Origin of the sequence: Sulfurimonas sp. (assembly GCF_041563495.1) — a bacterium.
Classification (GTDB): Bacteria; Campylobacterota; Campylobacteria; order Campylobacterales; family Sulfurimonadaceae; genus Sulfurimonas.
The window spans coordinates 34,798-61,644 of sequence record NZ_JBFFMZ010000005.1 but is presented as its reverse complement, the minus strand read 5'-3'; the positions used below and the strand labels follow the sequence as shown (position 1 = coordinate 61,644).

At 36.7% G+C, this 26,847-nt stretch carries 23 protein-coding genes; 4 read left to right on the top strand and 19 right to left on the bottom strand.

From position 1 onward, the window contains the following. Positions 1-4: 4 nt before the first annotated feature. The 10 genes from ABYK18_RS06545 to ABYK18_RS06500 all read right to left on the bottom strand — a co-directional run bounded on the left by ABYK18_RS06545 (position 5) and on the right by ABYK18_RS06500 (position 10,335). Positions 5-1,270, bottom strand: coding sequence for an O-acetylhomoserine aminocarboxypropyltransferase/cysteine synthase family protein (locus tag ABYK18_RS06545; protein WP_373035851.1), 1,266 nt, complete (start codon positions 1,268-1,270; stop codon positions 5-7). Then, the gene (locus tag ABYK18_RS06540) at positions 1,267-2,598 is read right to left on the bottom strand and encodes an aminotransferase class V-fold PLP-dependent enzyme (RefSeq protein WP_373035850.1); all 1,332 of its coding nucleotides are present in this window, start codon (positions 2,596-2,598) and stop codon (positions 1,267-1,269) included. The genes ABYK18_RS06545 and ABYK18_RS06540 overlap by 4 nt, the downstream gene beginning before the upstream one ends. Positions 2,599-2,615: 17 nt before the next feature. Beyond that, positions 2,616-3,536: a cysteine synthase A gene (gene cysK, locus ABYK18_RS06535; RefSeq protein WP_373035849.1), complete on the bottom strand. Its 921-nt coding sequence runs from the start codon at positions 3,534-3,536 to the stop codon at positions 2,616-2,618. Positions 3,537-3,570: 34 nt separating this feature from the next. Next, complete coding sequence (locus tag ABYK18_RS06530) at positions 3,571-3,984, bottom strand: Rrf2 family transcriptional regulator (RefSeq protein ID WP_373035848.1); 414 nt, start codon at positions 3,982-3,984, stop codon at positions 3,571-3,573. 86 nt (positions 3,985-4,070) lie between these two features. Beyond that, positions 4,071-5,666, bottom strand: a complete 1,596-nt coding sequence (locus ABYK18_RS06525; protein WP_373035847.1) for a nitrite/sulfite reductase — start codon at positions 5,664-5,666, stop codon at positions 4,071-4,073. 8 nt (positions 5,667-5,674) lie between these two features. After that, positions 5,675-7,087 carry a sulfate adenylyltransferase subunit CysN gene (gene cysN / locus ABYK18_RS06520; protein ID WP_373035846.1) on the bottom strand — a complete coding sequence of 471 codons (1,413 nt, stop codon included), beginning with the start codon at positions 7,085-7,087 and terminating at the stop codon, positions 5,675-5,677. Between the two features lies 1 nt (position 7,088). Further along, positions 7,089-8,000 carry a sulfate adenylyltransferase subunit CysD gene (gene cysD / locus ABYK18_RS06515; RefSeq protein WP_373035845.1) on the bottom strand — a complete coding sequence of 304 codons (912 nt, stop codon included), beginning with the start codon at positions 7,998-8,000 and terminating at the stop codon, positions 7,089-7,091. 9 nt (positions 8,001-8,009) lie between these two features. Continuing rightward, complete coding sequence (locus ABYK18_RS06510; protein WP_373035844.1) at positions 8,010-8,717, bottom strand: phosphoadenylyl-sulfate reductase; 708 nt, start codon at positions 8,715-8,717, stop codon at positions 8,010-8,012. Positions 8,718-8,725: 8 nt separating this feature from the next. Continuing rightward, positions 8,726-8,950: a DUF2061 domain-containing protein gene (locus tag ABYK18_RS06505; RefSeq protein ID WP_373035843.1), complete on the bottom strand. Its 225-nt coding sequence runs from the start codon at positions 8,948-8,950 to the stop codon at positions 8,726-8,728. Positions 8,951-9,270: 320 nt separating this feature from the next. Beyond that, positions 9,271-10,335, bottom strand: coding sequence for an alkene reductase (locus ABYK18_RS06500; protein WP_373035842.1), 1,065 nt, complete (start codon positions 10,333-10,335; stop codon positions 9,271-9,273). 182 nt (positions 10,336-10,517) lie between these two features. Here ABYK18_RS06500 and adk point away from each other — a divergent pair, with 182 nt between their 5' ends. Continuing rightward, a complete protein-coding gene (gene adk, locus ABYK18_RS06495) occupies positions 10,518-11,165 on the top strand; it encodes an adenylate kinase (RefSeq protein WP_373035841.1) in 648 nt (215 codons plus the stop codon). A gap of 43 nt (positions 11,166-11,208) precedes the next feature. Here the strand turns inward: adk and ABYK18_RS06490 are convergent, their stop codons facing one another. The 4 genes from ABYK18_RS06490 to ABYK18_RS06475 form a co-directional block, all read right to left on the bottom strand. Continuing rightward, entirely contained in the window at positions 11,209-12,264 is a 1,056-nt protein-coding gene (locus tag ABYK18_RS06490; RefSeq protein WP_373035840.1) for a D-alanine--D-alanine ligase, read from the bottom strand. A gap of 248 nt (positions 12,265-12,512) precedes the next feature. Beyond that, complete coding sequence (locus ABYK18_RS06485; RefSeq protein ID WP_373035839.1) at positions 12,513-13,811, bottom strand: M16 family metallopeptidase; 1,299 nt, start codon at positions 13,809-13,811, stop codon at positions 12,513-12,515. After that, complete coding sequence (locus ABYK18_RS06480; protein ID WP_373035838.1) at positions 13,808-14,866, bottom strand: quinone-dependent dihydroorotate dehydrogenase; 1,059 nt, start codon at positions 14,864-14,866, stop codon at positions 13,808-13,810. The genes ABYK18_RS06485 and ABYK18_RS06480 overlap by 4 nt, the downstream gene beginning before the upstream one ends. A gap of 130 nt (positions 14,867-14,996) precedes the next feature. Next, entirely contained in the window at positions 14,997-16,283 is a 1,287-nt protein-coding gene (locus tag ABYK18_RS06475) for a hypothetical protein (protein ID WP_373035837.1), read from the bottom strand. Positions 16,284-16,549: 266 nt separating this feature from the next. Between ABYK18_RS06475 and ABYK18_RS06470 the strand changes: the two genes are divergently transcribed. Beyond that, positions 16,550-17,110 (top strand): DJ-1 family glyoxalase III, encoded by a 561-nt coding sequence (locus ABYK18_RS06470; protein ID WP_373035836.1) that lies wholly within the window; start codon positions 16,550-16,552, stop codon positions 17,108-17,110. Here the strand turns inward: ABYK18_RS06470 and ABYK18_RS06465 are convergent. The 5 genes from ABYK18_RS06465 to murJ all read right to left on the bottom strand — a co-directional run bounded on the left by ABYK18_RS06465 (position 17,090) and on the right by murJ (position 24,048). Then, positions 17,090-19,366 carry an EAL domain-containing protein gene (locus ABYK18_RS06465; protein ID WP_373035835.1) on the bottom strand — a complete coding sequence of 759 codons (2,277 nt, stop codon included), beginning with the start codon at positions 19,364-19,366 and terminating at the stop codon, positions 17,090-17,092. The two genes, ABYK18_RS06470 and ABYK18_RS06465, sit on opposite strands and share 21 nt — an antisense overlap. 54 nt (positions 19,367-19,420) lie before the next feature. Continuing rightward, complete coding sequence (locus ABYK18_RS06460; protein WP_373035834.1) at positions 19,421-20,326, bottom strand: class I SAM-dependent methyltransferase; 906 nt, start codon at positions 20,324-20,326, stop codon at positions 19,421-19,423. Further along, positions 20,327-21,727 (bottom strand): cysteine--tRNA ligase, encoded by a 1,401-nt coding sequence (gene cysS, locus ABYK18_RS06455; protein WP_373035833.1) that lies wholly within the window; start codon positions 21,725-21,727, stop codon positions 20,327-20,329. It abuts the gene before it with no gap. A 51-nt stretch (positions 21,728-21,778) separates the two neighbouring features. Next, positions 21,779-22,540 (bottom strand): VIT1/CCC1 transporter family protein, encoded by a 762-nt coding sequence (locus ABYK18_RS06450; RefSeq protein ID WP_373035831.1) that lies wholly within the window; start codon positions 22,538-22,540, stop codon positions 21,779-21,781. Positions 22,541-22,641: 101 nt separating this feature from the next. Continuing rightward, a complete protein-coding gene (gene murJ, locus ABYK18_RS06445) occupies positions 22,642-24,048 on the bottom strand; it encodes a murein biosynthesis integral membrane protein MurJ (protein WP_373035830.1) in 1,407 nt (468 codons plus the stop codon). Between the two features lie 205 nt (positions 24,049-24,253). Here murJ and ABYK18_RS06440 point away from each other — a divergent pair, with 205 nt between their 5' ends. Next, positions 24,254-24,871, top strand: coding sequence for a transglutaminase-like cysteine peptidase (locus ABYK18_RS06440; protein WP_373035829.1), 618 nt, complete (start codon positions 24,254-24,256; stop codon positions 24,869-24,871). Beyond that, positions 24,868-26,790, top strand: a complete 1,923-nt coding sequence (locus tag ABYK18_RS06435) for a LapD/MoxY N-terminal periplasmic domain-containing protein (RefSeq protein WP_373035828.1) — start codon at positions 24,868-24,870, stop codon at positions 26,788-26,790. Before ABYK18_RS06440 ends, ABYK18_RS06435 begins: the two co-directional genes overlap by 4 nt. Positions 26,791-26,847: the final 57 nt, after the last annotated feature.

Sequence of the window (26,847 nt, the reverse complement as noted above, 5' to 3'; positions counted from 1 at the left end):
GATATCAAGAGTCTAAAGCAGTTTTTAAATCTTCTATGAGGTCATCTGCATTTTCAAGTCCGACACTCAGTCTTATGAGACCTTCAGTGATGCCAATCTTCTTTTGCTCGTCAAGCGGAATCTGCTGATGCGTAGTTGAAGAGGGATGTGTGATGATTGACTTAGAATCACCGATGTTTACAACAATCGAGAAAAGTTTAGTAGCATCTAGAACTTTCCATGCACTCTCTTTATCTGCAACCTCAAAACTGATAAGACCGCTACACTGTCCGTCTGTGAAGTATTTGTTTGCAAGAGCATTATAACCGTTGCTCTCAAGCCCAGGGTAGTTAAGGTTAAATACTTTAGGATGCGACTCTAGGAACTTTGCAACTTTTAGTGCATTGTTAGAGTGCTTTTCTATCCTTAGACTAAGTGTCTCAAGACTTTGAATCAGAGACCATGAGTTAAACGGTGAAGGTGTTGCACCGATGTCTCTAAGAAGTGCAAGTCTCACACGCAGGTTAAACGGAGGAAACGGCAAGTCTGTATATACCAGACCTTGGTAACTCTCATCCGGCTCATTGAAGTGTTCATATCTTGGGTTAGTTTTAAAGAACTCTGTTAAACCGTCTCTGTCTATGATGGCACCGCCGAGAGCGAGACCCTGACCTGAGATATATTTACTACAACTGTGTACGACTATATCTGCACCGTGAGCTATCGGGTTTACCAAAAGTGGAGTCGCTACCGTGTTGTCACAGATGCTGATGATTCCATGTTTTTGTGCTACTGCACTGATTGCATCTATGTCTGCTACTGCGATTTGAGGGTTTGAAAGCGACTCATAAAATATCGCTTTTGTCTTCTCGTCTACAAGTGCTTCTATCGTAGATGCATCGTCAAGGTTAAAAACTCTCGCTTCAATACCAAACCTCTTAATGGTATGTTTTAAAAGCGTAACGCTTCCGCCGTATATCTTGTCAGAGATGATGATGTTATCTCCTGCTTCTACGAGATTGATGATAGAGTAAAATATAGCCGCCTGACCGCTTGAAGTGGCAATGGCGCTTACTCCGCCTTCTATCTCTGCAAGTCTAGCTTCTAAGACCGCTGTAGTAGGGTTATTTAGTCTTGTATAGATATTTCCCAAGTCCTGAAGGCTAAACAGATCAGATGCATGTTTGGCACTTTTAAATGCGTATGCTGTCGTCTGATATATCGGGACCGTAGTCGTGCCTTGAGAATCTTTCTCGTATCCGTGGTGAATTGCTATTGTTTCTTTGTTCATTTTATTTCCTTTTTTAATTCATATATTGACTCTTTGAGTGCAAAGAGCAGATGTTTAATACTATCTACACTATGTGTGTAGTTTACGCTGATTCTAAGCCAGCCCGGTTTTTCATCATCGGCATCGATTTTTGAGATGCCAAAGAGATCATGTCCATATGGTCCGGCACAGCTACAGCCTGCACGAGTCTGGATGCCAAACTCTTGTGAGAGCTTCTCACACAGGTCAAATGGGCTAATCCCGTGAAAGTTTATAGCCAAGATGCCGACACTGCCGTGCTTTTCGTTTTGCCCGTAAATGGTGCAGCCATTAAACTCTAAAAGACCATCTTTGAGTATCTTAAAGAGTTTTACTTTTCTATCTTGGATTCTTTTGATTCCTATCTCGTTTCTGAGCTGGTAGGCAAAAGAAGCCTTTATAAGTTGGAGGATTGCAGGAGTTCCCGCATCTTCACGTATCTCAATATCTGAGTTAAATATATGCTCGTTTGACGAGACATAAGCCACTGTTCCGCCACCTGCAAAAGTAGGGGACTCTTTTTCGTTTATGAGGCTTTTTCTAATCGCTAAAAGACCACATGTTCCCGGGCCTCCCAAAAGTTTGTGAGGTGAGAGAAACAGAGCATCAAAGAGAGTAGAATCTACATTTAAGCACGGTGATGAAGCAGCACTGTCAAATGCTACTACCGCCTTGTACTTTCTGAGCAGTTTTGAAATCTCCGCATATGGAGGAACAATCCCCGTGACATTTGAAGCAGTTGAAAATGCTCCGATAATCTGACGGGATTTATTTTTTTCAAGTAATTCTGCCAAAAATTCCAAATCAACATTTCCGCTCTTATCTAAAGGAATTCTTTGTGTATCACAGAGGGCTTCTCTATAGCTTATCTCGTTAGAGTGATGCTCAAAGGGTCCTATGACTATAAGCGGTTTTTCAAGGTTCTCAAAGTTGAGATTAAACCTTGCTCTTGTAGCAGGAGGAATATAAAGACCAAGAAGTTCTTGAAACTTTTTAATAGCTCCTGTAGCACCGGTACCGCAAGGAAGAAGAACAAACTCTTTTTCCAGTTGCAGATGCTTTTTTAAGTTTGCTCTTGCTATATCGTAGTAAAAAGACGTAGTTTTGGCATCACTTGCAAACTCTGAGTGAGTGTTTGCGTATGTTGTGAGTACTTCTTGTATCCTCTGCTCGATAGGCTCATATGCAAGACCTGAAGCCGTATAGTCAAAGTAATTCTCTTTATTGATCCCGATAATACCCTCAGATATCTCCCTAAAAGAGATGCCTTCATCAACAAAGGGTCTAAAAATATCTTTAGTGTTTCGCATAAATTACCTTCAACTCTTTAGGAATAAAGGCTTGTACTAAGATATCTCTCTCCCGTATCACACAGGATTGTAACTATAGTTTTACCTTTATTTTCAACCCTTTGGGCTATCTGTTTTGCTACAAATACATTTGCACCAGATGAGATGCCGACAAGCAGACCTTCTGTTCTTGCCAACTCTTTAGATGTCGCAAAAGCATCTTCATCATCTACTTTGATGATTTCATCAAAGATTTCAGTGTTTAAAACACCAGGAATTATTCCCGCACCTATACCTTGTATCTTATGAGCTCCCGGTTTTCCTCCCGAAATAACGGGAGAGTTTGAAGGCTCTACCGCAATAACTCGGATATTTGGATTGTGCTTTTTTAAAACTTCTCCGATTCCGCTTAATGAACCGCCTGTTCCGACTGCCGCAACTAAAATATCTACTTTGCCTTCAGTGTCTTTTAAAATCTCAAGAGCCGTTGTTCTTCTGTGCATCTCTGGATTTGCAGGGTTGTTAAACTGTTGAGGCATAAAACTCTTTGGCATCTGTGCATCTAACTCAGCTGCCTTGTCAATCGCACCCTTCATACCCAAAGCAGCAGGAGTCAGTACAATGTTCGCTCCTAGTGCACTCAGTAGCTGTCTTCGTTCGAGACTCATGGATTCTGGCATCGTAAGGGTCAGCTGAAGACCTTTAGCCGCACAAACCATTGCTAGGCCTATCCCGGTATTTCCGCTTGTAGGTTCGACAATTATGGTGCCTTCGTTTATTTTTCCCTCTTCAAGAGCTGCATCTATCATTGCCAGAGCGATTCTGTCTTTTACAGAACTAGAAGGATTCATAAATTCACATTTGCCTAAAATAGTAGTCTTTGTTTCGTTAGAGAATTTATTTATTCTCACCAATGGAGTATTCCCGATTAACTCAGTTACATCTTTTGCAATGTTCATTTTATATTCCTTAATTTTATTTCATAACATACCCTTAGATATGATATGTAATGTTTTGAGAGTCTTTTTCTAAAAACTCCTCCAGTTCCTTTATAGAGAGTTGGAAAATCTCTTTTACTTTTTCTTGGGTATCTTCCCAAAACGGCTGTAACATGTTGTCGTTGCTTTTGTTATCTGTCTGGGCAAGACAACATTCCAAAGAGTTCAGTACTTCATATACCGTTATGTTGTTAGTATCTTTGGCAAGTTTATATCCGCCGTTTGCACCTCTGACACTCTCGACAAGACCGCTTTTCTTGAGCAGTACAAGTATCTGCTCAAGATAGTTTTGAGGAATATCACCTTTTGCAGCGATATCCTTAATCTGTAACAGTTTTTTGTTATCCTCTTTTGCAAGAATGACTATTGCCGTTAAGCCGTAAGCACCTTTAGTTGATATGATTGCCATTTTTTATACCTTTATTTAAATCTGTCAAATGATAACAGATTTTAAAACCCTGTTCAAGTAACTCTATTGATTTACTATAGTATGGATTATTTTTTATTCAAATCATAGATAGTAAACTCATCACCGTCTATCAAGTCTTTCAAAAATAACCCTAAATACTTTTTAGAGCTTTTTATATATGAAGCAATAATCTGCTCAACTGTACGATTTACGTTTTGAGGTTTAATTTTTAGTTTCATCTTTTCTCCATATCTAGATTTATCTCCCTCAAGGGTTCCGCCTAAGACCAACTCAAAACCTGAGACAGTCTCACCATTTTCATCTTTAAACTTTGTACCTACAAGACCGATATCCACTATGTTTGGGTGTGCACAAGAATTTGGACATCCATTCATCGAGATACTTACGGTTTCTTCAAAATCAGGAAACTTTTCATGCAGATGCTCTGCTAAAGATATAGCTGCATCTTTAGTCTCACTGATTCCAAACTTACAAAACTTCATCCCTGTACAAGAGATGGTTCTCGCTTTAAAAGGGTTTGGATTTGCATCTATGTTTATAGCCTGTAAATCCTTTACCAAATCATCAGCCGCTTTTTTCGGTGCATCCAGTATTACAAAGTTTTGCGTTGTCGTCAGTTTTATCTTTGTCGCACCGTGCTTTTGTAACAAATTGACAATGTTTTTTAAACCATTTGCCCCTATATCTCCGCCATTTACGGCACAACCTATGTATACTTTGGAATTTTCTTTTGAGTTGTGAACTCCAAAGTGTTCTCTTTTTGCATAAGGAGTATACTCCTGTGCTTTGCCCTGTTTAAACTCAAAGCCAAGACTCTTCTCGAGAGTTTCTTTAAACTTTTCAAGACCCCACTCACTTATGAGGTGACCCAGTCTTGCTTTTCTTCTGTTTTCTCTTAACCCGTGGTCTCTGTATATAAGCGATACGGCTTCTACAACTTCTAAAATATTGGTAGCTTCAACAAACCCAAGATGCAAAGCAAACTGCTTGTTAGATGCCAAACCTCCGCCGACACTTACATCAAAAAGGATTTTTCCGTCTTCAAATGCTACTGCACTAAAAGATAGGTCTTGTATCTCATGTCCCATACAGTGTTTGGCACATCCTGAGATTCCTACTTTGTACTTTCTTGGTAAGTTAACTAAGTCTTTATTCCCATCAAAATACTCATTAACTTCTTTTACGATCTCTCTTACATCATAGAGTTCATTTTCATCTACACCTGCTACTGCACAAGTGACAATATTTCTTGGAACATCGCCTGCGGCAAAAACTGTGCTTAGTCCGACATTGTTGAGTCTGTGAAAGATTTCCGCCAAATCACGAACTCTTATAAAGTGAAACTGTATAGACTGTCTTGTCGTAAAGTGCGCAGTCGATCTTGCAAACTCTCTGGAAATCTCAGAAAGAATTTTCAATTGAGCTTTATTTATAGACCCTTGCACCAGCTTTACTCTTAACATGAAATACAGAGTCTCATCATCAGCTGCCTGAAGATTTCTGTTTTGAGTATAGAGACCATACCATTTGAATCTGTCTATATCCTCGCCATGAACTTCTTCACCGCTGATTGAGTAGTGATAAATATCCCTAAGAACGTCCAGACCGTTTTTTTCGACCTTGATTCGCTCAACTCTCTGCGCTGCTGTTTCCTTTGCCATAATTTTTCCTATAATATCTCTTTAGCTTCCCAATGAGGAAAGTGTTTTCTAACTAGCGCATTAAACTCAACCTCAAACTCTGAGTGTTCGTTTGTCACTGCTTTTGGTGTTTGCTCCGACTTCTTTACGATCATTCCTGCACCGACGGTATTGTTTGTAATCCTGTCTATGATGATAAAACTGCCCATCGCTTTAATGTGGTCGTATGAATCATATGCAATACTTTGATTGAGTGACAATCTTGCAAATCCAATCTCATTAAGTTCTAGTTTATTGACACTTTGTTTCTCTAGTGTATTTACGTCAGTCCTATGATAAAAACTATCAATAGAACCAGTAACTACTGTTGAAGCACGTTTAAAAAAGTATTGTTTACCTTTTATAAGCGGCTCTTCATCCATCCAAACGATGTTTACATCCAACTCGCTTGCCTTGTCAGGTTGTTCATCACTCTTTACCAAAATATCTCCACGTGAGATATCTATCTCATCGTTTAGAGTGATGGTAATAGCCTGCTGTGCATAAGCACTTTGAAGATTACCATCGTAAGTAACTATCTCTTTAACACTCGAGCTTTTACCAGAAGGTAAAACAGTAACTGAATCACCGATGTTAATAATTCCAGATGAAATAGTTCCACAAAAACCTCTAAAGTTTAAGTTTGGTCTATTTACATACTGAACAGGCAATCTAAAGTGAGTCAAGTCTCTGTCAGACGCTATCTCAATAGTCTCAAGCGTATCCATAAGAGTCTTACCTTCATACCAAGGCGATTTCTCACTGATATTTACAACGTTGTCACCATTTAAAGCGGACATTGGAATAAGTGTCAAGTCAGATGTCAAACCTAACTCGTCTGCAAATTCCAAATAATCTTTTTTGATCTCTTCATATCTATCTTGGCTGAAGTCAACCAAGTCCATCTTGTTTATCGCAATGACCAGATGCTTGATACCAAGCAGTTTTGTAATGAATGAGTGACGTCTAGTCTGAGTCTGCACACCATATCTTGCATCTATCAGGATGATGGCCAAGTCTGCTGTTGAAGCACCTGTCGCCATGTTTCTTGTGTACTGCTCGTGACCAGGAGTATCAGCGATGATAAACTTTCTCTTATCAGTAGCAAAATATCTGTACGCAACATCGATAGTAATACCTTGTTCTCTCTCAGACGCCAGTCCGTCAACTAAAAGTGCCAAGTCAAACTCTTCACCTGTTGTTCCAGACTTTTTAGAGTCGTTTTTAATGGCAGCCAACTGGTCTTCAAAAATCATCTTTGAATCATGAAGAAGTCTTCCTATGAGCGTACTTTTACCATCATCAACACTTCCGCAAGTGATGAATCTGAGCAGTTGTTTGTTTTCATGTTCTCTTAAATAACTCTCTATATCGTTAGCTATTTTTGTTTCTTGTTTTGACATCTTAAAAGTACCCCTCTATTTTTTTCTTTTCCATTGATCCCGCACTGTCGTTATCAATAACTCTGCCTTGTCTCTCACTTGTTTTAGTAAGAAGCATCTCCTGAATAATCTCAGGAAGTGTCGTTGCACTCGACTCAACTGCCCCCGTTAACGGGTAACATCCAAGTGTTCTAAATCTTACGTTTTCAAGACTTGGGCTTTCTCCTTCTTCAAGAGGTAGTCTCTCATCGTCAACTAAAATTTTTACACCGTCTCTTACAACTACAGGTCTCTTTTGAGACAAATAAAGAGGAACAATAGGAATACTTTCTAAATAGATGTATTGCCAAATATCGAGCTCCGTCCAGTTAGAAAGCGGAAATACTCTGATAGATTCACCTTTCTTAACTTTTGAGTTGTAAATATTCCAAAGTTCCGGTCTTTGGTTTTTTGGATCCCATCTGTGCTTCTCATCTCTAAATGAGTAGATTCTCTCTTTTGCACGACTCTTCTCTTCGTCACGTCTTGCGCCGCCAAATACAGCGTCAAATTTGTACTTGTTAAGTGCCTGTTTCAGACCTTCTGTCTTCATCACATCCGTATGAACAGCAGAACCGTGGCTAAAAGGTCCAATGTCTTGAGCTATTCCATCTGGATTTGTATGAACTAAAAGTTCAAACCCGATATCTTTAGCCATTTTGTCACGAAACTCGATCATCTCTTTAAACTTCCATCTTGTATCTACATGAAGCAGAGGAAATGGTAACTTAGCCGGGAAAAAGGCTTTTTGAGCAAGATGCAACATCACCGCAGAATCTTTACCGACAGAGTAAAGCATAGCCGGGTTTTCAAACTCGGATATAACCTCTCTCATTATATGAATAGACTCGGCTTCCAGCTGTTTTAAATGTGTTAATTTTTCTTTATCAATCATCTTTGTCTCCTACGCAGACTTTAAGTGCAATCCGCACTCTTTATGTTCAGGGTTTTCCCACCACCATCTACCGCTTCTAATATCACCGCCTTCTCTTACAGGTCTTGTACACGGTGCACAACCTATACTCGGATAGCCAAGCTTATGAAGCTTGTTATAAGGGACTCTATAGTTTTTTATGTAAGCCCATATATCTTCTTCGGACCAGTCCATCAAAGGAGAGACTTTGATAACATTGTTTGTCTCATCAAACTCAAAGAGTTCTATATTTTCTCTTGTCACACTTTGAGCAGATCTAAGACCTGTTATCCAGAAGTCAACATTTCTTAGAGCTCTTTTTAGAGGAGCGATCTTTCTGACATAACAACAGTTTTTTCTATTTTCAATAGATTCATAAAAACCGTTTATTCCTTGTTTTTTATATAATAGTTCAATCTCTCTGGCTCTTGGAAAAAAGACATTCACCTTGATTTGGTATTTTAAGTTTGTCTCATCCATAACACTGTAAGTCTCATCAGGAAGCCTTCCGGTATCGAGAGTAAAAATACACGCCTTATTGTCGATTTTTAGCATCATGTCCGTAAGCACCTGATCTTCAGCCCCAAAGCTAGAAGATAGTGCAACTTTTTTATCTCTTAGTTTTAAAAGATATTCTAACACTTCAAGTGTAGACGCATTTTTGAACTGTTTGTTTAATTCTTTTACTTTAGTTTCCATTTTATTTCCTATATATGATAATCCGGGCTTTGGACTTTGCCTAGTTGTATTTTGTTCCATCCTCTCTCATGTAAATAGTAGAGAACCATTTTTGTTACAACTTCAATCGACCCTATAGATGCAGCCATTGTAAAACTGCCTGTAATAAAATATGAAATCACAATAGTGTCTATAGTCCCAAGTGTTCTCCAAGAGATTGTCTTGACAATAGATCTATAAGCCTTTTCTTTCATATTAATTCCTCTTAATTGATATCAAATATCAAATGTATGTTAAAATTGTAACTGAATGATTGTTCATTGTCAAGTAAATCTATAGGGTTAGTAGGGTATAGTTGACTAGATTAGTAGGGATAAAAATAAAATAAAATAAATTAATGTCATTGAAAGTACTTATTTTAGGGGTTTGTAAGGTGCGTATAATTTTTTATTTTTGTTGTATATTTTTAAAATTTAATCTCTATTAAATTACATGAGTATGAAATAAAAATGAATTATTTTCAGAAAAAAATTGAAAAATTGAAAAAAAAAGCTTTTTTGGAAGAGAAAAAAGATTACACAGGATAATCCGTATAACCTTTTTCATCTTGAGTATAAAATGTACTTGGATCTGCTTCTCTTAACTTTTTGTTGTTTTTAAAAGCTTCAGGCAGATTAGGATTTGAGATATATAGTGCCGCAAAAGCTACAGCATCTGCTAGATTATTTTGGATAGTCTTATTTCCTCTATCTTTTGTATATCCTCCGTTTACAATCAAAATACCTTTATATGCTTCTCTTAGTATAGAGAGTTCTACAACATTTGCACCATGACGGATATCGCCTTCTAGTGCATCTACGATATGCAGATAAGCTAGGTTGTAATCATTTAGCTTTTCGCACACATATTTGAAATGTTCTTGCGGGTTTGAGTCGCTCATATCATTAAAAGTACCGCTTGGAGAAAGTCTGAGTCCTACTTTATCAGCCTCGACTTCCTTCGTTACGGCTTCAATGATCTCAAACAGGAAACGGCTTCTGTTTTGTATGTTCGAGCCGTATTCATCTTCTCTTTTATTGGTACCGTCTCTTAAGAACTGATCTATGAGATAACCGTTTGCACCGTGAATCTCAACTCCGTCAAAGCCTGCTTCTATTGCATTTTTAGCTCCTTTTGCATACTCTTTTACTATTTCTTTTATCTCTTCTACGCCTAGAGCTTTAGGGGTTTCAAACTCTTTCATACCTTCATAAGTGTATATTTCACCGCTTGGTTTGATGGCAGATGGAGCTAGGGGCAGTTTGCCTTTGTGATAAGCTGAGTGAGAGATTCTTCCTACATGCCAAAGCTGTAAAAAGATTCTGGAACCTTTTTCATGTACTATCTGTGTAATTTTTTTCCAGCCTTGTACTTGTTCTTTTGTGTGGATGCCCGGAGTACAAGGATAGCCGATGCCAAGTGTTGAGATCTGAGTTGCTTCGGTTATTATGAGTCCTGCACTTGCTCTTTGTCCGTAGTAGGTTGCCATAAGGTCGTTTGGAATGTTGTTATCAACACTTCTGCATCTTGTCATCGGTGCCATGAATATTCTGTTTTTTAAAGTGTAGTCTCCGATTTTAATGGGTGAGAAAAGATCCATAACTAACTCCTTAAAATATTTATAACTATTATCTCACAGTATAAATTTTATTAATATAAAGAAAAGAAACTAATAGGATTTATTTTTAAAATTTGAAAAAAATTTAATTTTTTGTCTAAAATAGAGCTTATTTTAAACTCATTATTATATAGTTTCATTAACAAAACATTTAGGAAGACACAATGAGAATTATATTATTAGGAGCACCTGGTGCAGGTAAGGGTACTCAGGCGCAATTTTTAACAAAAAAGTTTAACATTCCTCAGATCTCGACTGGTGATATGTTAAGAGCAGCAATCAAAGCCGGCACAGAGATGGGTAAAATGGCAAAAGCAGCTATGGATGCAGGTCAACTTGTTACTGATGAGATTATTATCGGACTTGTAAAAGACCGTATAGCTGAAGATGACTGTAAAAACGGTTATTTACTAGACGGTTTTCCTCGTACACTTCCTCAAGCAGATGCCGTTACGAATGCAGGTATCGATATCGATGCAGTTATCGAGATTGACGTTCCTGATGAAGAGATAGTTAAACGTATGTCAGGTCGTCGTGCTCACTTGGCATCTGGTAGAACTTACCATGTTGTTTACAATCCTCCTAAAGTAGAAGGTAAAGATGATGAGACGGGCGAAGATTTAGTTCAGCGTGATGATGACAAAGAGGACGTAGTTCTTGACCGTCTTAAAGTTTATCATGAGCTTACTCAACCTCTTATCGGTTACTACAAAGAACAAGCAAAAAAAGTTGATACTTTAACTTACATAACGGTAGATGGAACGGCTCACATCTCTGAAGTTGAAGCTGCTATTACTTCTCAACTAGGTTAATAATTATATTTTGTGCCCAAGTTTTACTTGGGCATAATTAATCTTATGAAGACAGATTTTGAGACATCCTGGTCTCTATACTATATCCGTTAAGAAAATTACTATTTAGTTTGATTTTTTTGTTAATATTTTTATTTGAAGGGATACGACTTATTCCTTGTGAGAGCATCAGAGCAACTACATCATCATAATCAAATTTATTTTCTATTTCACATGATTTTGGAAAATAACTTGAGCCATATGTCATTCCGGGAACTAGATTTACTTCCATGAAATAACAGACATTATCTTTATCTATTTTAATGTCAACACGACCATAATCCCTTATGCCTAAACCAAAGTAGACTTCAGTAGCCATTTTTATCAGTCTGACTTTCGTCATATTGTCTGTGATTTTACAAAGTTTTTCAGAATCATCTGTTTTTGCCTTATGACCTAAAATTTTAAGACCGTTTGCTGAAGTTAAAGGTACTATTTCAATTGGTGATATAACTAAGCGTCCACTACTTGTTTGAATGATTGATACTGTGTATTCTTTACCGTCTAAATACTCTTCTACCAATACAGGAGAATTGTACTGCCCATACAAGGAAAGTACTTTAGTTTCAAATTCTTCATAATTGGTTACATATGATAAGTCATCAATTCCGTTTCCGTTTGCAGCATCTATGGGTTTTAAAAATAGTGGAAACTTAAGAGGTAAATCTTCTTGTGTTGTATATTGTCCGGGAACAGCAGTAAAGTAATCAGCTGTTTTTACCCCTCTGTTTTTTAAGTAGGACTTGGCAATAACCTTACTTGAATCAAATTTTAGTACATTTTTTGATGAACCTGTGTAATTTATCTTGTGATTAGAAAAATATTCACTTAGCCAAACATCAGGTTCATCTTTAAATGTCAAATACTTAACCCCCAAAACAACTAAGTCAGGTTCTCTAAGAACTATATGAAGTAAGTCTTCTTTAGTCTTACATACGCTTAGGACAACATTGTGTCCCATATTAATTATTGCTTCTAACATAGTGTTACAAGAGTTGAGACTTCCAAAGCCACTCTCTTTTAAATCTTCATTTGGTGTAGTTATTATTTCTATATTCAATTAAGGATACCTTGATTTTGTATGCATCAGTAGTTTTGTTAGATATATAAAGTGCATATGAAAAAGCCTAACTAAAATCTGTTAATGTTAATTTGAGTAGATCTAAGCTTTATGTGTAGTTATTATGTTTTTGAAGTATTACAAAAACGAAGTCAAATACAGATCAAGTATTATGATATTATACAAAGTATAGCAGAATAAAGGAGAAGAATTCACAAAGATATGCAATTTTTTATTTTAAAAAGGGCTTACTCAGCCTTTTTTAAAATAAGTGTAGTCGATTTGTCAAAGTTAAAGTATTTTTTAGCAGCCTCTTGAACTTTTGCGGCTGTTATCTTCTTGATGTCTTCTTCATAAGTAAGAAGTGGATTTAAATCACCGCGGACCAGATAGCTTCCATAAAGGTTAGCCACAGAAGTAGAACTCTCTAACGAATAGATAAAGTCGGCTTTCGTGTTGATTTTCACCTTGTCCAGTTCTGCTTTTGTAACTTTTGTAGTCTTCATTAACTCTATTTGTTCTATTAGCTCTTTTTCAACTTCTTCAGCTTTTACACCAGGGTTGCAAGATGCTAAAAAGATAAAAAGACCCGGATCGATGTTCTCCATATTGTACGCGTATACTTGGTTTACGAGACGTTTTTTGTTAATGAGCTCTTTATACAGTCTTGAGCTTTTACCTGAGTAAAGAATCTCAGAGATCACGCTAAGTGTAACCTGGTCTTTGTCTTTAAAGTCAGGAATATGAAATGTAATAGCAAGCATCTCTACTTCACTATCTTTATGGATAGTTACTCTTTTTGCTCCGTCTTGTTCAGGTTCTATAGCTTTAACCTCGGGAATCTTAGCTTTGTTTTTGATTTTGCCGAACTCTTTTTTAGCTTTTTTAAACACTTCTTTAGGGTCAACGTCACCTGTAACCATCAAGATAGCGTTGCTTGGTTGATAGTAAGTCTTGTGAAAGTCTTTGATATCTTTTATAGTCCAAGTCTGGATGTCGTTCATAAAACCGATAGGTGTCCAATGGTACGGATGGTAAACATAAGCGTTGTTAAACATCGAAAAGTAAAGGTAACCAAGTGGAGAGTTCTCTGTTCTCCAACGTCTCTCTTCTGCAACAACATCACGTTCTGGCTGAAACTCTTTGTCTTTTAGGTTCAGGTTTTGCATAAGCTCAGAATAAAGACTAAGTGATTTAGAGAGGTTGTCTGTGCTTGATTTTATAAAGTAGTGAGTATAGTCAAAACTCGTAGATGCGTTGTTTACTCCGCCGATGCTTTTAACTTCTTTGTCAAACTCTCCGGCTTGGAGGTTTTTTGTAGACTTGAAGTTCATATGTTCTAGCATATGAGCTATTCCGGTTTTGCCCATAACCTCATTTCTGCTTCCGACTTTATAAAAGATATCAGTAGAAATTACGTTTGTAGAATTTTTAAGAGGGATGACAACAATCTGTAATCCGTTCTTTAGTGTTTTAGTCTCATATTTTGGTAATGATGATGCCATTAGTGTCCCTAAAATTAGTATGAGTGCTAAGAAAGTTTTCATTTTCTGTCTGCACCGATTGCTTCAGTGATATTTGCATATCCGTCAGCTTTAATAAGCTCTATGAGCTTTTTGTTTATATTCATAATCATATCAGGACCATGAAATACGAGTCCGCTTAGTATCTGCACAAGAGAAGCTCCTGCTTTGATTCTTCTGTACGCTTCTTCTGCCGAGTCGATTCCGCCGACAGATATAAGTGTAGTCTTGCCGTAAAGCTCTTTTGCTACAGCTTCAAAGATTTTAAAACTTTTTTCTTTTAAAACTGCACCGCTAAGTCCGCCGACATCATAAGGGTCGCTGACCAAAGAGTAATCTATTGTCGTGTTTGTGGCGACGATGCCGTCAGCTCCTTTTTCTACAGCCATTTTAGTAAGTGCAACAGCATCTTCTTCGCTCATATCAGGTGCTATTTTTAAGAGTATAGGCATATCTGTAAGTGCCTTTGCTTCTGCAAAAAGTCTGCTTATAAACTCTTCATTCTGCAAGTCTCTTAGACCCGGAGTATTTGGAGAAGAAATGTTTATAACAAAGTAATCACCCAAACCGTTAAAGGTTTTTATGAGATGTGTGTAGTCGTTGATAGCTTCACTCTCAGGAGTTACTTTGTTCTTACCTATGTTTACACCAATAGGAGTTGTAAAAGGGTAGATTTTTTTAAGTCTTCCTTGGACTTTTAATGCACCGTCATTGTTAAAGCCCATAGCGTTTTGAATAGACTCTTGTGCTATATGACGCCACATTCTTGGTTTTGGGTTTCCTTCTTGAGGTTTAGGCGTTACGGTGCCTATCTCAGTAAAACCAAACCCAAGTATCTGCATACCGCGAATCATCGTAGCATTTTTATCAAATCCTGCTCCAAGTCCTACAGGGTTTAAAAAAGTACGTCCGAAAAGCTCTTGTTTTAAAACATCATCTGTTATGAAGTGGGATTCTAAAAAAGAGTTAAACGGAATCTGGCAAATATTTGCAGTTCTAATAGCTGTTTCAGCTATGTGGTGTGCATTCTCTGGCTGTAGTTTAAAAAGCCAAGGTTTTATACTTTTATAATTTATCATATTCGCAAATTTACCTTTTAATATTTTAGAGATTATACTAAAATAAAGGTAAAAATATACTAATGTAAGCAGTCATGGCTATATTGCGTATATTGAGCCATGACATTAACCTTTATTACAGCTATCTTATTTAAAAGGCAGCATCAAATCCAAATAAAATATAATTTTCCTGTGTTAGGTGACCGGTGTAAAATACTCCGCTTTTTTCTTCTTTACTAAGAAAGTCTGCATTGACCTCAATTACTCCTTTGACGTTGCGCATAAAATAGTAAGAAGCATTTAGTGTTAGACTGTTGATATCAATACCTTCGTATACTGTATCGGTGTTATCAAAGTCATATCCATCGGCATAGTTATATAGCAATGAATAGCTCCAATTTCCTCCAGGAGTATAGTCGGCTCCAACAAATCCTCCAAGCCAAGTGTATTTAGTATTTATATCAATAAAGCCATCCCATTCATTCCATAAGAGTTGTCCAAACCAAGAGATATCACTTCCATATGTTCCTGAGAAATCAACTCCCGCAATCTGCTTGTCGGTATTACGTGTGCCGCTGTCAATTCCGGCATTACCAGTTGCATTCTTTTGTGTACCGTAATAATAGAATAAACCCGTCGAAACAGGACCTAATTCTGTACCGATTCTGCCAAAGATAGCCTTTCCACTGTTGTTATCAAACATATGGTCTGGACGGCGATAACCTGGGCTGTTAATCGTCACATTTTCATTAATACCGTTGCCGTTGACAAGTCCTAGACCGATTTCGATCGGACCAATATCTCTTTCAAATATAACACCCCTATCATAAGTGATTCCAGCCATACGGTAAGCCATATAATCTTGGAAAGTCAGCCTGGTCTCACGCGGAAACATCAGATCAGAGACTTGAAACTGTCCGAGTAACATACTAATTTCACTACCAAACAGATCATCATAAGAAAACCAAGCATCTTCTACTATTACTTCACCGTTTCCACCTTTCTCTGCAAAGATTGCATAAAAGTAATAACTAATATGTTCTGAGAGTGGTGCACTGGAGAGCATTTTAATCAAATACGGAGCTTGGAAATCGACATCAGTTTTACTTGACTCTCCTGTAACTACATCAACTGCTTCTCCTTCACGTGCCTGAACAAAACCCTGTAAGCGAAAAGAAAGTGGTACAGAACTCGGCAGAGCGAGCTGATCGTCACCAACCTTTAGAGTTGTATCTTTCCAATTTGGCATCCTAAAATTATTGGACATAAACTCTTTTCCGTACTCATTAAGCTTTGGAAAGGCTGAATGACATGTAGTACAGCTTACATTGTATTTACGTGCAAACATCGGTGCGGCATATAACTCTATACTGAAAAATGCTATAAGACTAAAAAAAATAAAGAGCTTAGTCCTTATTTGATAAGATTCTCTTTTCATTATCTTTCTCCTTTTAAACTACAATGAGTGCAGTTTGGCATTTTTTTAATTTTTCATGATATATTTCAAGAAAAATTATCTCAACCTTTTACGCTCTGTTTTCAAAGCATATACAAAGCGTCTTTTAAAGAATAACTCATTAATACTTAAGTGATTCTTTATTATAAATAATTATAATTCAGGACTATTTTTAATAGTAGATTACTATATATGTCTTCTAATATTTTGATATAATTAAAAATATTATAAATTAAACAGGAGATATCATGAGTAAAGTTTTAGTACCTATAGCTGGCGGTTTTGAAGAGATAGAAGCTGTGTCCGTAATAGACATCTTAAGACGGGCAGAAGTAGAAGTCTTGGTTGCTTCTTTAAATGAGCATAGTGCCGTAAAAGGAGCGAACGGCATTACAATAGTGTGTGATATGAACATAAAAGACGTAAGTGCAGATTCTTTAGATATGATAATCCTTCCAGGCGGCTGGGGCGGGACTCACGCCTTGGCCGATGATGAGAATGTTCAAAGTATTTTAAAAGAGATGGATGCAAAGGGTAAAAATATTGCTGCGATTTGTGCGGCGCCGTTTGCTCTTAACAAAGCAGGTGTACTAAAGCACAACTACACATGTTATCCTTCTGTACAAGAACAGATCAGAGAAGAGGGATATATGGGCGATAAAGCAATGGTAGTCGAAGATGGTAATGTTATGACATCCCGCGGACCGGGAACGGCTATATGTTTTGCACTGGCAATAGTCAAAAAACTAAAAGGCCAAGAGACATACCAAGCCATCAAGAGCGGAGTTTTAGCTGGCTTCTGTGACTAATCTTTCAAACTTATTGGCAGGTACTGCTTTGGATGTAATAAATCCTTGGTAGTACTCGCAATCTAAAAATCTTAAGAACTCAACCTGTTCTTTAGTCTCTACACCTTCTGCAATCACATAAAATTTAAACTGCTTTGAAATAGTTAAAATTGTTTTTACCAAAGAAGCATCATCTTGATTATCCAGAGCGTTCTTAATAAAACTACGGTCTATCTTAAGACAGTCAAACGGCAGATTTTTCAGATATGAAAGAGATGAATAGCCTGTGCCAAAATCATCCATGACTATCGTAAATCCGTGTGACTTTAAGAGATTCATTTTTTTTATGGTAGTTGAAAGATTGTTAATAGCCACCGACTCTGTAAGTTCGAGTTTAAATGCAGTTGGATCGATGTTATATTTTTCTACTGTCTTTAAGATGTTTTGCACAAAATTTTCTTGATTGAACTGTTTAGAGCTTATATTTATTGATATTGTTTTTATGCTTTTTTTGAGTTCTTCATAATCCATACAGGCCTTTTCAATAACCCAATCTCCTATAGAAATAATCAGACCGCTTTCTTCTGCGAACGGTATAAAATTGTCCGGATAAACTAAGCCGCGGGTAGGGTGGTTCCATCTTATTAATGCTTCGCAGGAGCTAATCCCGGAATTTTTCATTTCAACTATAGGCTGGTAGTATAGTTCAAACTGATTTAGTTTTAAAGCTTCACGCAGTTCATTGTCCAGTGTAAGTTGGTCTTCGATTTTTTTACTCATATCTTGTTCAAAAATACATGTAGTGTTTCGACCGGACTGTTTTGCTTTATACATGGCTATATCAGCATGTTTTAAAATGTCATTTATATTTTCATATTGTAAAGATATAGTTGTTATACCAATGCTTAGGGTTACATATAGAGAGTGTTGTTCAACATCGATATGTTTTTTCATCAGAGTATGCAGTTTTTCAGCTATATGATGTGAATACTCTGTTGCATGAAGTTCATCTTCGCTTAATTCAGATAACAAGATAACGAACTCATCGCCACCCAATCTTGCGACAGTATCTTCTTTTCGTACAACGCTAGAGGCTCTTGAGGCAAAAGTTTTAAGAATCTCATCACCTATATGATGTCCAAGAGAGTCGTTAATGGTTTTGAAGTTATCAAGGTCTATAAAAAGTACAGCTCCATAACGGTTATGTCTTGATAGTCTTGCAAGCTCGCGTTCTAGGCGTTCATTGAAAGTCAGACGGTTTGCAAGACCTGTGAGATGGTCGTAAAAAGCTTGATGACGAATCTTCTTCTCTGACTCAATACGGCTTGTAATGTCTTCAATTATAGCAAGTCCGCCTTTAATGTTGTTATCGGCATCATACATAGGAACGGTCTGCATTTTTAGCCAAAGATCTAAACCTAAAATCTTTGTGTGATAACTACCTTCGTAAAAGCCGTTTTCACCTTTTAGAGTTGCATCCATTGCCGGTCTTAAAGATTGGTCAGGAAGTTGTTTGAGATCCATATTAATCAATTTTTCTGAAGGGACTTTTAGTAAAGAAGAAAGTTCCTGATTTAATTCTCGAATGATTAGATCTTTGTCGTATGTTAAAACACCGACAGGTGCTTGTTTAAAAATAGTATAGAAATGATCTTGAGAAAGTTTTAGTTCTTTTTCAGACCTATTGATTAATAATTTTGACCTAATTACTTCTACGATGCTGTTATGATATTTTTTTGAGAAACCAATAAGTAAAAGTAAAAAAAGAGTTATTAAAATTGACATAAGTATGTGTAAATCAGAGCCAAGACTGTACATAGAATAGATAAAAGGCACCAGAAAAATTATTAAATAATTTTTTGCAAGATTTTTATATATGGATAAACTCATAACGATACCGGCTGATAAACCTGCCATTATCATTGTTAAAAAGGCTTGATGAAACGGTTTGTTCTCGGGCAAGAGATATGAGATGCCTGCACCCATAATCAATGCTGTCAGTAAAGCTAAGTTTATGAAGAGCTTCTCTTGAGAATAAAGTGAAAAATTTTCAATATTTTTGAGATAAAGTCTTACGTTGATATTTCTAATCAGAAATATCAGAGAAACAGACAACAGCCATACAGACAACAACGCTTTATCGGCTATGTTCCAAAATGCAACTGTAATAATTAAAGCGTTTACGACTACGGCAAAAGATGAGAGAAGAAGATTTGAAGATGCGATGCGCATCAATTCTTTTCTCACTTCCAAACTATTTTCATCTATTGTTAGCATTTGTTATATCCAGATTGTTTTTGTAAAAAAAGTATACTGTTAGTTAACTTTTTTTTATCTTTGAAAGACAAGATTTTTTAAAGACTTTTGTTCGTTGTCACTTTTAAACTCTTCAACATTTTCCAGACGTTTTATAAACTTAAAACTTGGAGCAAGTTCTTTTATAAGTTCTTTTATGAACTCTTCGTCCAAGTCAGGAGAGTTTAGACATGCCAAAAGTGTACAATCCTCAGATGCTATCTGAGGCAGTTTCATTATAATCTTTTTGTAGTCCTTTGTAGCTTCAAAGCTTCCCTTTTGGAAGGTAGGAGGGTCAATGATAATCAAATCATAAGGACCTTTTTTCTTTATGCGCGAGAATGATTTTAAGATGTTGTAGGGAAGAAAGCTGACACCTCTGGTATCTATATCATTAAGATGGTGGTTTTTGCGTCCTGTACTAAGAGCACCCTTGCTCATGTCAATGTTAGAGACTTTGTATGCACCGCCCATCATTGCAGCCACGCTAAAAGCACAAGTGTATGAGAAAAGGTTTAGTACACTTTTGTCTTTGGAGTTTTGTCTTACAAATTCCCTGCCGTTTTTCATATCTGCAAAATATCCGCTGTTGCGGTTAGATAAGAGGTTGAGTTTTATCTTCATGCCGTTTTCAACTACAAAGATATCATCAGCCAACTCTCCGACTATAACTTCACTTGGAGCACCTTTGATGTAACGGCGTTGAACAACTAGGCTGTTATGTCTGCTAGAGCTGGTAAAATCTTTTAGCATCTCTAAGAGTTCTGTTTCATTGTCCTCTTCAAAGTAAAGTGCAACACTTAAAATGTCATCTATGGAGTCGATAGTAAGATGCTTCCAACCTTCATAAAGTCCGCCGCGACCGTGAAAAAGTCTTTTAAACTCAGAAGTTAAATCTTTTGAATTTTCTTCCAGGTGTTTTTGTATATCTAAGATAGTCATCTAAACCTTTTCCCAAAAAGTACCTTGCGGTGTATCCATTATGCTTACACCGAATGCTAATATCTCATCACGAAGTCTGTCCGACTCTTGAAAGTTTTTCTCTTTTTTTGCAGCATCTCTTTTCATTATAAGGTCGAATATCTGCTCTTTAGTGTGGGCATCTACGCCAAACTGGAAGTATTCAAAAGGGTTTTTAACACCAAAACCTAAAAGCTCTTCTATGTATGCAAGGTTTGAGAGAGTTTCACGTTTTAACTCTTTATGTTTTCCTGCAGTGTCAAGTGTCTCGTTTGCATTTGATATCATCTCATCAATAAGTGCAAGAGCAGAAGATACGTTCATATCATCACTTAGAGCTTTTAGCAGAGCTTCTTTAAACGGTGTGGCATCTGCAGAGTCAGGCAGTCCGAAAAGTCTCTTTTTAAGTCTGTATATCTTGTCAAGTCTCTTTTTAGAAGCCGCTAAGTCTTGTGTGTTGAAGTTGAAGTTACTTCTGTAGTGTGTGCTTAAAAGGTAAAAACGCAGAACCTCTCCGTCATACTCTTTTAGTGCATCTTTTAAGAAGAAACTGTTTCCAAGACTCTTAGACATCTTTTCGCCGTCAATGTTTACGAAACCGTTATGCATCCAGTAGTTTGCAAGTGCGTGGTTAGTCGCGCATCTGGTCTGTGCAGCTTCGTTTTCATGGTGAGGAAAGAGCAGGTCAGCTCCACCGCCGTGGATATCAACCGCAAACTCTGCACCATCAGATCCCAAGTGCTTTTCTATCATCGCAGAACACTCCAGATGCCAGCCTGGACGACCTTTACCAAATGGAGAGTCAAATGTTACAGTGTTGTCTTTTACGCTTTTCCACAGAGCAAAGTCGGCAGGATTTCTTTTTTGCAGAGAGTTCTCGACTCTTTGTTGTTTGTCATCTTCATCTTGGACCCTTGAGGAGAGAGAAAGATACTCGCCATCGCTTGAAGTGTCAAAGTAAACATCACCCTCAGCAGTCTTGTAAGCATGTTTTGAGTCTATAAGCTTTTGTATAAGTTCGTACATAGCATCTAGGCTCTCTGTCGCTTTTGGCTCTAAGTCCGGACGAGAGACACCGATGGCATCCATCTCTTTGTGAAAGGCAGTTGTGTAAAAATCTGTAATTTCCTTGATATCTTTGCCTGATTCTGCAGCTTTTTTGATAATCTTGTCATCGATGTCCGTGATGTTTCTCGCATAAGTAACATCGTAACCGTTTGCTTTTAGGACACGAGAGAGAAGGTCAAAAACTAAAGCACTTTTAGCGTGACCAAGGTGTGCGTCATCATAAACAGTCGGTCCACATACATAAAGAGAAGCTTTACCTTCTACGAGCGGAGTAAACTCACGTTTTATTTTTTGTACTGAGTCGTATATGTACATCTGATGGTTTCCTATGATTGTAATTATTTATTGAAGTTATTATATTCGTGATTATAGCACAGTAAGGCTAAAGACATTCCTTAGTAAGTAGCCGGTAGCAAATGCAAGTATGGCGGCTGTACCACCTGTTAAAAGAGTACTGAGTCCTGATAGGAATATTGGCTTGGAAACAAACCGACTCTTTAAAGCACCTATAGAAAAGAACATAAGCGCTGCAAGAGATGCACTTATTGCAAACTGTACATTCTTTTCGATTTCAGAGAACATGAATGGTATCAAAGGCATTGCGCCAACAACAACAAATGAAGTAAATGTTGCAATTGCGGCCTTGAACGGGTTTTTGCTTGTTTTTTGTACGCCATGCTCTTCTGTCAGCATGGTATCAATCCATAAGTGCTGATCGGCACTTATGGTATTTACAATCTTTTCAAGTGTATCCCCAAAAAAGCCTTTGTTTTTAAATATTTGACGGATCTCTTCGCGTTCCCCTTCCGGTATGTTGTCGATGTGTTCTTTTTCCGAATCTCGAATACTTTGAACAAATTCGTCAGTAGTCTTAAGTGACTCATAGTTGCTGACAGCCATGCTAAATCCGTCTGCTATGAGGTTTGAAAATCCCAAGATCAAAGCTACAAAAGGAGAAAAGTCTGCACCAATGACACCGGCCACGACGGCAAAGGTCGTCACGCATCCGTCTATCCCTCCTAAAACGGCATCAGATGCTACATTTTCTTTGCCTGGACTTTTCAGTTTTTTTCTTATAACTTCCGGGCGATGTTCTTCTGATAGTTTTTGATTTCTTTCATGAGTCATGTGGCGATACACCTCTGCAAAGTTTTGTTAGCTTTTTATTCAAACACATTATAAACATATTAACCTAAAAAAATAAAAAAAATTAACATATAAGATGTGTGTTAAATATAACTATTGACAAAATCCTTAAAAACCAAAAGCAATCCGGTAAACACAACAGCCCCGATTACAAGAAAGAGCGCATTTTTAGAGCGTAGCATCTCAAGGAAGTTTTTAACTCCGAAGACTCTTATAGTCAGAGTGAAGCTTACAAAACCGCCAACTGTAGATGCAAGTGCCAGACCGCTTACTCCCATGGGTGAGATAAGCGAAAGTGCAAAGATGACGTAAGTGACTAGGGAAAAAGTTGCTATTTTTGCGGCCTTCATCTGCATCTCTTTGGCGTAGAGCCACAGGACAAAGAGCTTTTGAAGACCAAAAGGCAGAAGTCCTATCATGTACATCTGCAGAACCAAAGTAGTGTTCTTGGTGTCTTCTGCGCTAAATGCACCTCTTTCAAAAAGAAGCCATGTTATCTCACGTGAAAGTATAAGCCCTCCAATAGTACTAGCAGTCAGTAAAAATGCTAAAAACCAAAATGCACGTTGCAAAAAGAGTAGAGCTTTTTCTTCGTCCTTGTTCTTTATGTATCTTGCGACTCTTGGAAAAAGAGCTATGGAAGTTGCAATGGCAAAAAGAGCCAGGGGGAGTTGGAAGATGCGGTTAGCGTAGTATAGGTATGAGATAGAACCTGTTACTAAAAAAGAGGCTAAGAAAGTATCTAAAAATGCACTTACCTGAGCGGTAGAGTTTCCCCACATGGCAGGAAAGAATTGTTTTCTAAACTCTCTTGTATCTTTTTTGATAATCTTTGATTTTACTCTCAGGTGTTTAAATCCGCCTGAGAGTAGTTTCACAAGTCCCATCTTATATATGGCTACGACATGAACTCCAAGCTGCATCAGCCCGCCCGCGACCACACCCCAGCTTAGGTAATAGACTATCTCTGCTTGAGTTTTATCCCGTGATAAAAGAAGAGCAAAAATAAGTGATAAGTTTAAAAGAGCAGTCGAGAAAGCTGATGTTGCAAAGTGGTGTTTGTACTGAAGCATCGTACTAAGAAACGTGACTGCAAATATAAGCGGCAGATACCAAAAGTTTATGGCTACATACGGAGATGCCAACTCTATTGTCTTCTCGTCAAAACCGACAGCTATGGCTTGCGTTGCAAGAGCAGGCAGAAGGTTTACAAGTAGAGTTATGATTAGTATGACAGAGACAAAGATGACAAAGATATTTGCTGAAAATACTCCCTTGTGTTTGGACTTTGCAAAAGCAGGGATAAAGACTTGTGTAAATGCACCCTCTGCAAAGATGCGGCGAAAAAGATTCGGCAGTTTAAAGGCTATGAAAAAGATATCACTATATATGTTTGCACCAAGAACAGATGCCGTTAGTAAATCTCTTATAAATCCTAAAATTCTTGAAAATAAAATTCCAAAACTGTTTGTGAAAATAGCTTTAAACATGGGCTTCTTTGTGTCTGTTTAGTTGTTTTTACGAAAGTTTAACAAAAGAATACGTAAAACTACATTATTTATTTTATTATTTGTGCATATCAAATATTGAGCTCCAGTACAGGATTATGCTTTTTTTAGATGTAGAAATAGAGTTATTTTATTAAAGTTTCAATACAATGTTGAAAGTAAGATTATTATTTTTAGGACTAAAAACTTGAAGTTTATAGTAAATTTTTTATTAATATTGATTTCTTCTGCAAGTCTATTTTCTGCAGAAAAACAGTATGTTACAAAAGAACTTCTTGAAAAAGTTGTAAATAAATATGGTGAATTTGCAAAAAACAGATTTAACTCTCTTCAAAAAACCCTAGATGCAAATAAAAAATCAAATGTATCGGAACAGTTAAAAGCCGTAAACGACTTTTATAACGGGGTAAGATACGCAACTGATAAAAAACTTTATAATGAAGATGATTATTGGGCTACTCCGGCTGAGTTTTTAGGTAAGGATAGAGGTGATTGCGAAGATTATGTGATCTCAAAATACTTTGCTTTACTGTACCTTGGAATGGATCCGACAAAATTATATTTTACATATGCAAAATCTACGAAATTTAAAGAAAAACATATGGTTTTGACTTATTTTCAGGCTCCGGGAGTTGAGCCGTTAGTCCTTGACAACTACAATCGTAAAATCCTTAAAGCTTCACAAAGAAAAGATTTGATTCCAATTTACAACTTTAATCCGACTTTGTTAAAAAAAGGTAAAAAGAAAAAATCTCACAAAAAATGGGACAAACTAAAGTATAATATGAGGATGGGAAAGATATGACACTTTTTAAAGAAATAGCACTATTATTATCAATATTTTTGTTTATGTTGCTTTTGACGGTTTTAACTTTAAACTTTAAAAATGCAAGTGAATCGGTTAATGAAAGATTATATGAAGATGCAAAAAATACGGCAACTTCTCTTAGTTTATCGTTGGCTAGAGCCAAAGGTGATATTTCCATGATGTCTATTATGATAGATGCCAACTTTGAAAGTGGGCATTACGGAAATATATCTTTAGTAAGCTTAGAAGATGAACTTCTGCACGAGAGAAAGGCTAAGAAGGAAATACCAAACGTTCCTTCATGGTTTTTAAATATTGTTAATTTAAAAGCACCTGTAGCCTCAGCAAATGTTTCTGCCGGCTGGAATCCAATTGGAGTATTAAATGTCCAGAGTGATGTATCATATGCTTATACTCAATTGTATGATATTCTAATAAGTCTTTGTATATCGTTTTCAATTTTAGCAGTAATAGCTCTTATAGTATTAAACTCTGTTCTAATTATAATATTGAGACCGCTTAAAAGGGTTCAGTTACAGGCTGAAGCCGTTGTAAGAAATGAGTTTGTTGTAGAAAGTACAGATATCTTCACAAAAGAGTTTAGAGATGTAGTTATTGGGATGAATACTATGGTTTTAAAAGCTAAAGCCATGTTTGACAAAGGAAATAAAGCTCTTAAAAAACAAAAAGAGCTGGAGTACACAGATAAAGTTACAAAACTTAAAAATCGTAAATACTTTATGCATAAATTACCGGAGTATTTAAAAGTAGATTCATCATCAAAAGGCGGTATAAACATAATCATAGAAATAAGCGGTTTGATAGAAGCAAACGATGTTATAGGACGTGAAAACGTTAATAAGCTGTTGAATGATATAGCCGATGTACTCAGAGATTATGCAAGCCAGCATCAACATGCCATAGTTACAAGAATGACTCCGAAAGAGTTCTTTATGTTGATTCCAGACTTATCTTATGAAGATGGAATGATATTAGTCGACGGTATCGATAGTTTTATTCAAGATATTGTGCAAGAGTATGACCTTGAGTCTTCTGAAGTATATGTGGCGCTTGGACTCAGCGAGTATAGCTACAAAGATAAAATCGGTGTACTATTGGCACGGGCAGACAGTGCACTTACTCATTCAAAATATTTAAAAAACAATAAATATTTGCAAAAAGTTGAAAATACTTCTGAGATTATGAGTAAATATGAATGGAAAAATGTCATAGTAAATGCTATAGAAAAAAATAATTTCTCATTGATAACATACAATATAGTAGATGCCAAAAATAAAGAAGAAATTTATAAGTCTATAAGTTATATATTGAAAACTGATGATGGCATTACATACAGTTATGATCAATTTATGCTGCCAGCCAATCAGCTTGGATTAAGCAATGGTATTTATAAACACATTTTAAATGTGATATTTAAAAAACCGGATACAAAATTAAGAGGGAGAGTATGCTCAATTAAGCTCTCTTACGATTATATTATGCATGATGAGACTTATAAAGATATGAAAAATCTTTTTGATAACTATGCTTCAGGTTTACCTTTTAAATTGATTATTGAGTTGCCGGATAAATTAGTTCGTACAAATTCTCAAGAGATAAAAGAGTATAAAGCCTTATTTGACAGGTATAAAATAGAAATTGCAATAGTAGAGTTTATTGGTGAAGGTACAGATTATCAATATTTACAAGACCTGAGACCTGTATATATTAAAGCAGATAAAAATTATTTTATAGATCAAAATGAACATATTTTATCCGCACTCAAACTTATAACAGATTCTGCAGGTATCTCTCTTATAGCTACAGGTGTAAGTAACATGACAACATTGAATACTTTAACCAAAAGAGATATCTATGTGATAGAAGGAGAGGTTACGGAGATGATCGAACTTTAACATATTATTAACAAATATTTGACTAAAATAAATGGTTTAATTTTTTAAATTTAATCA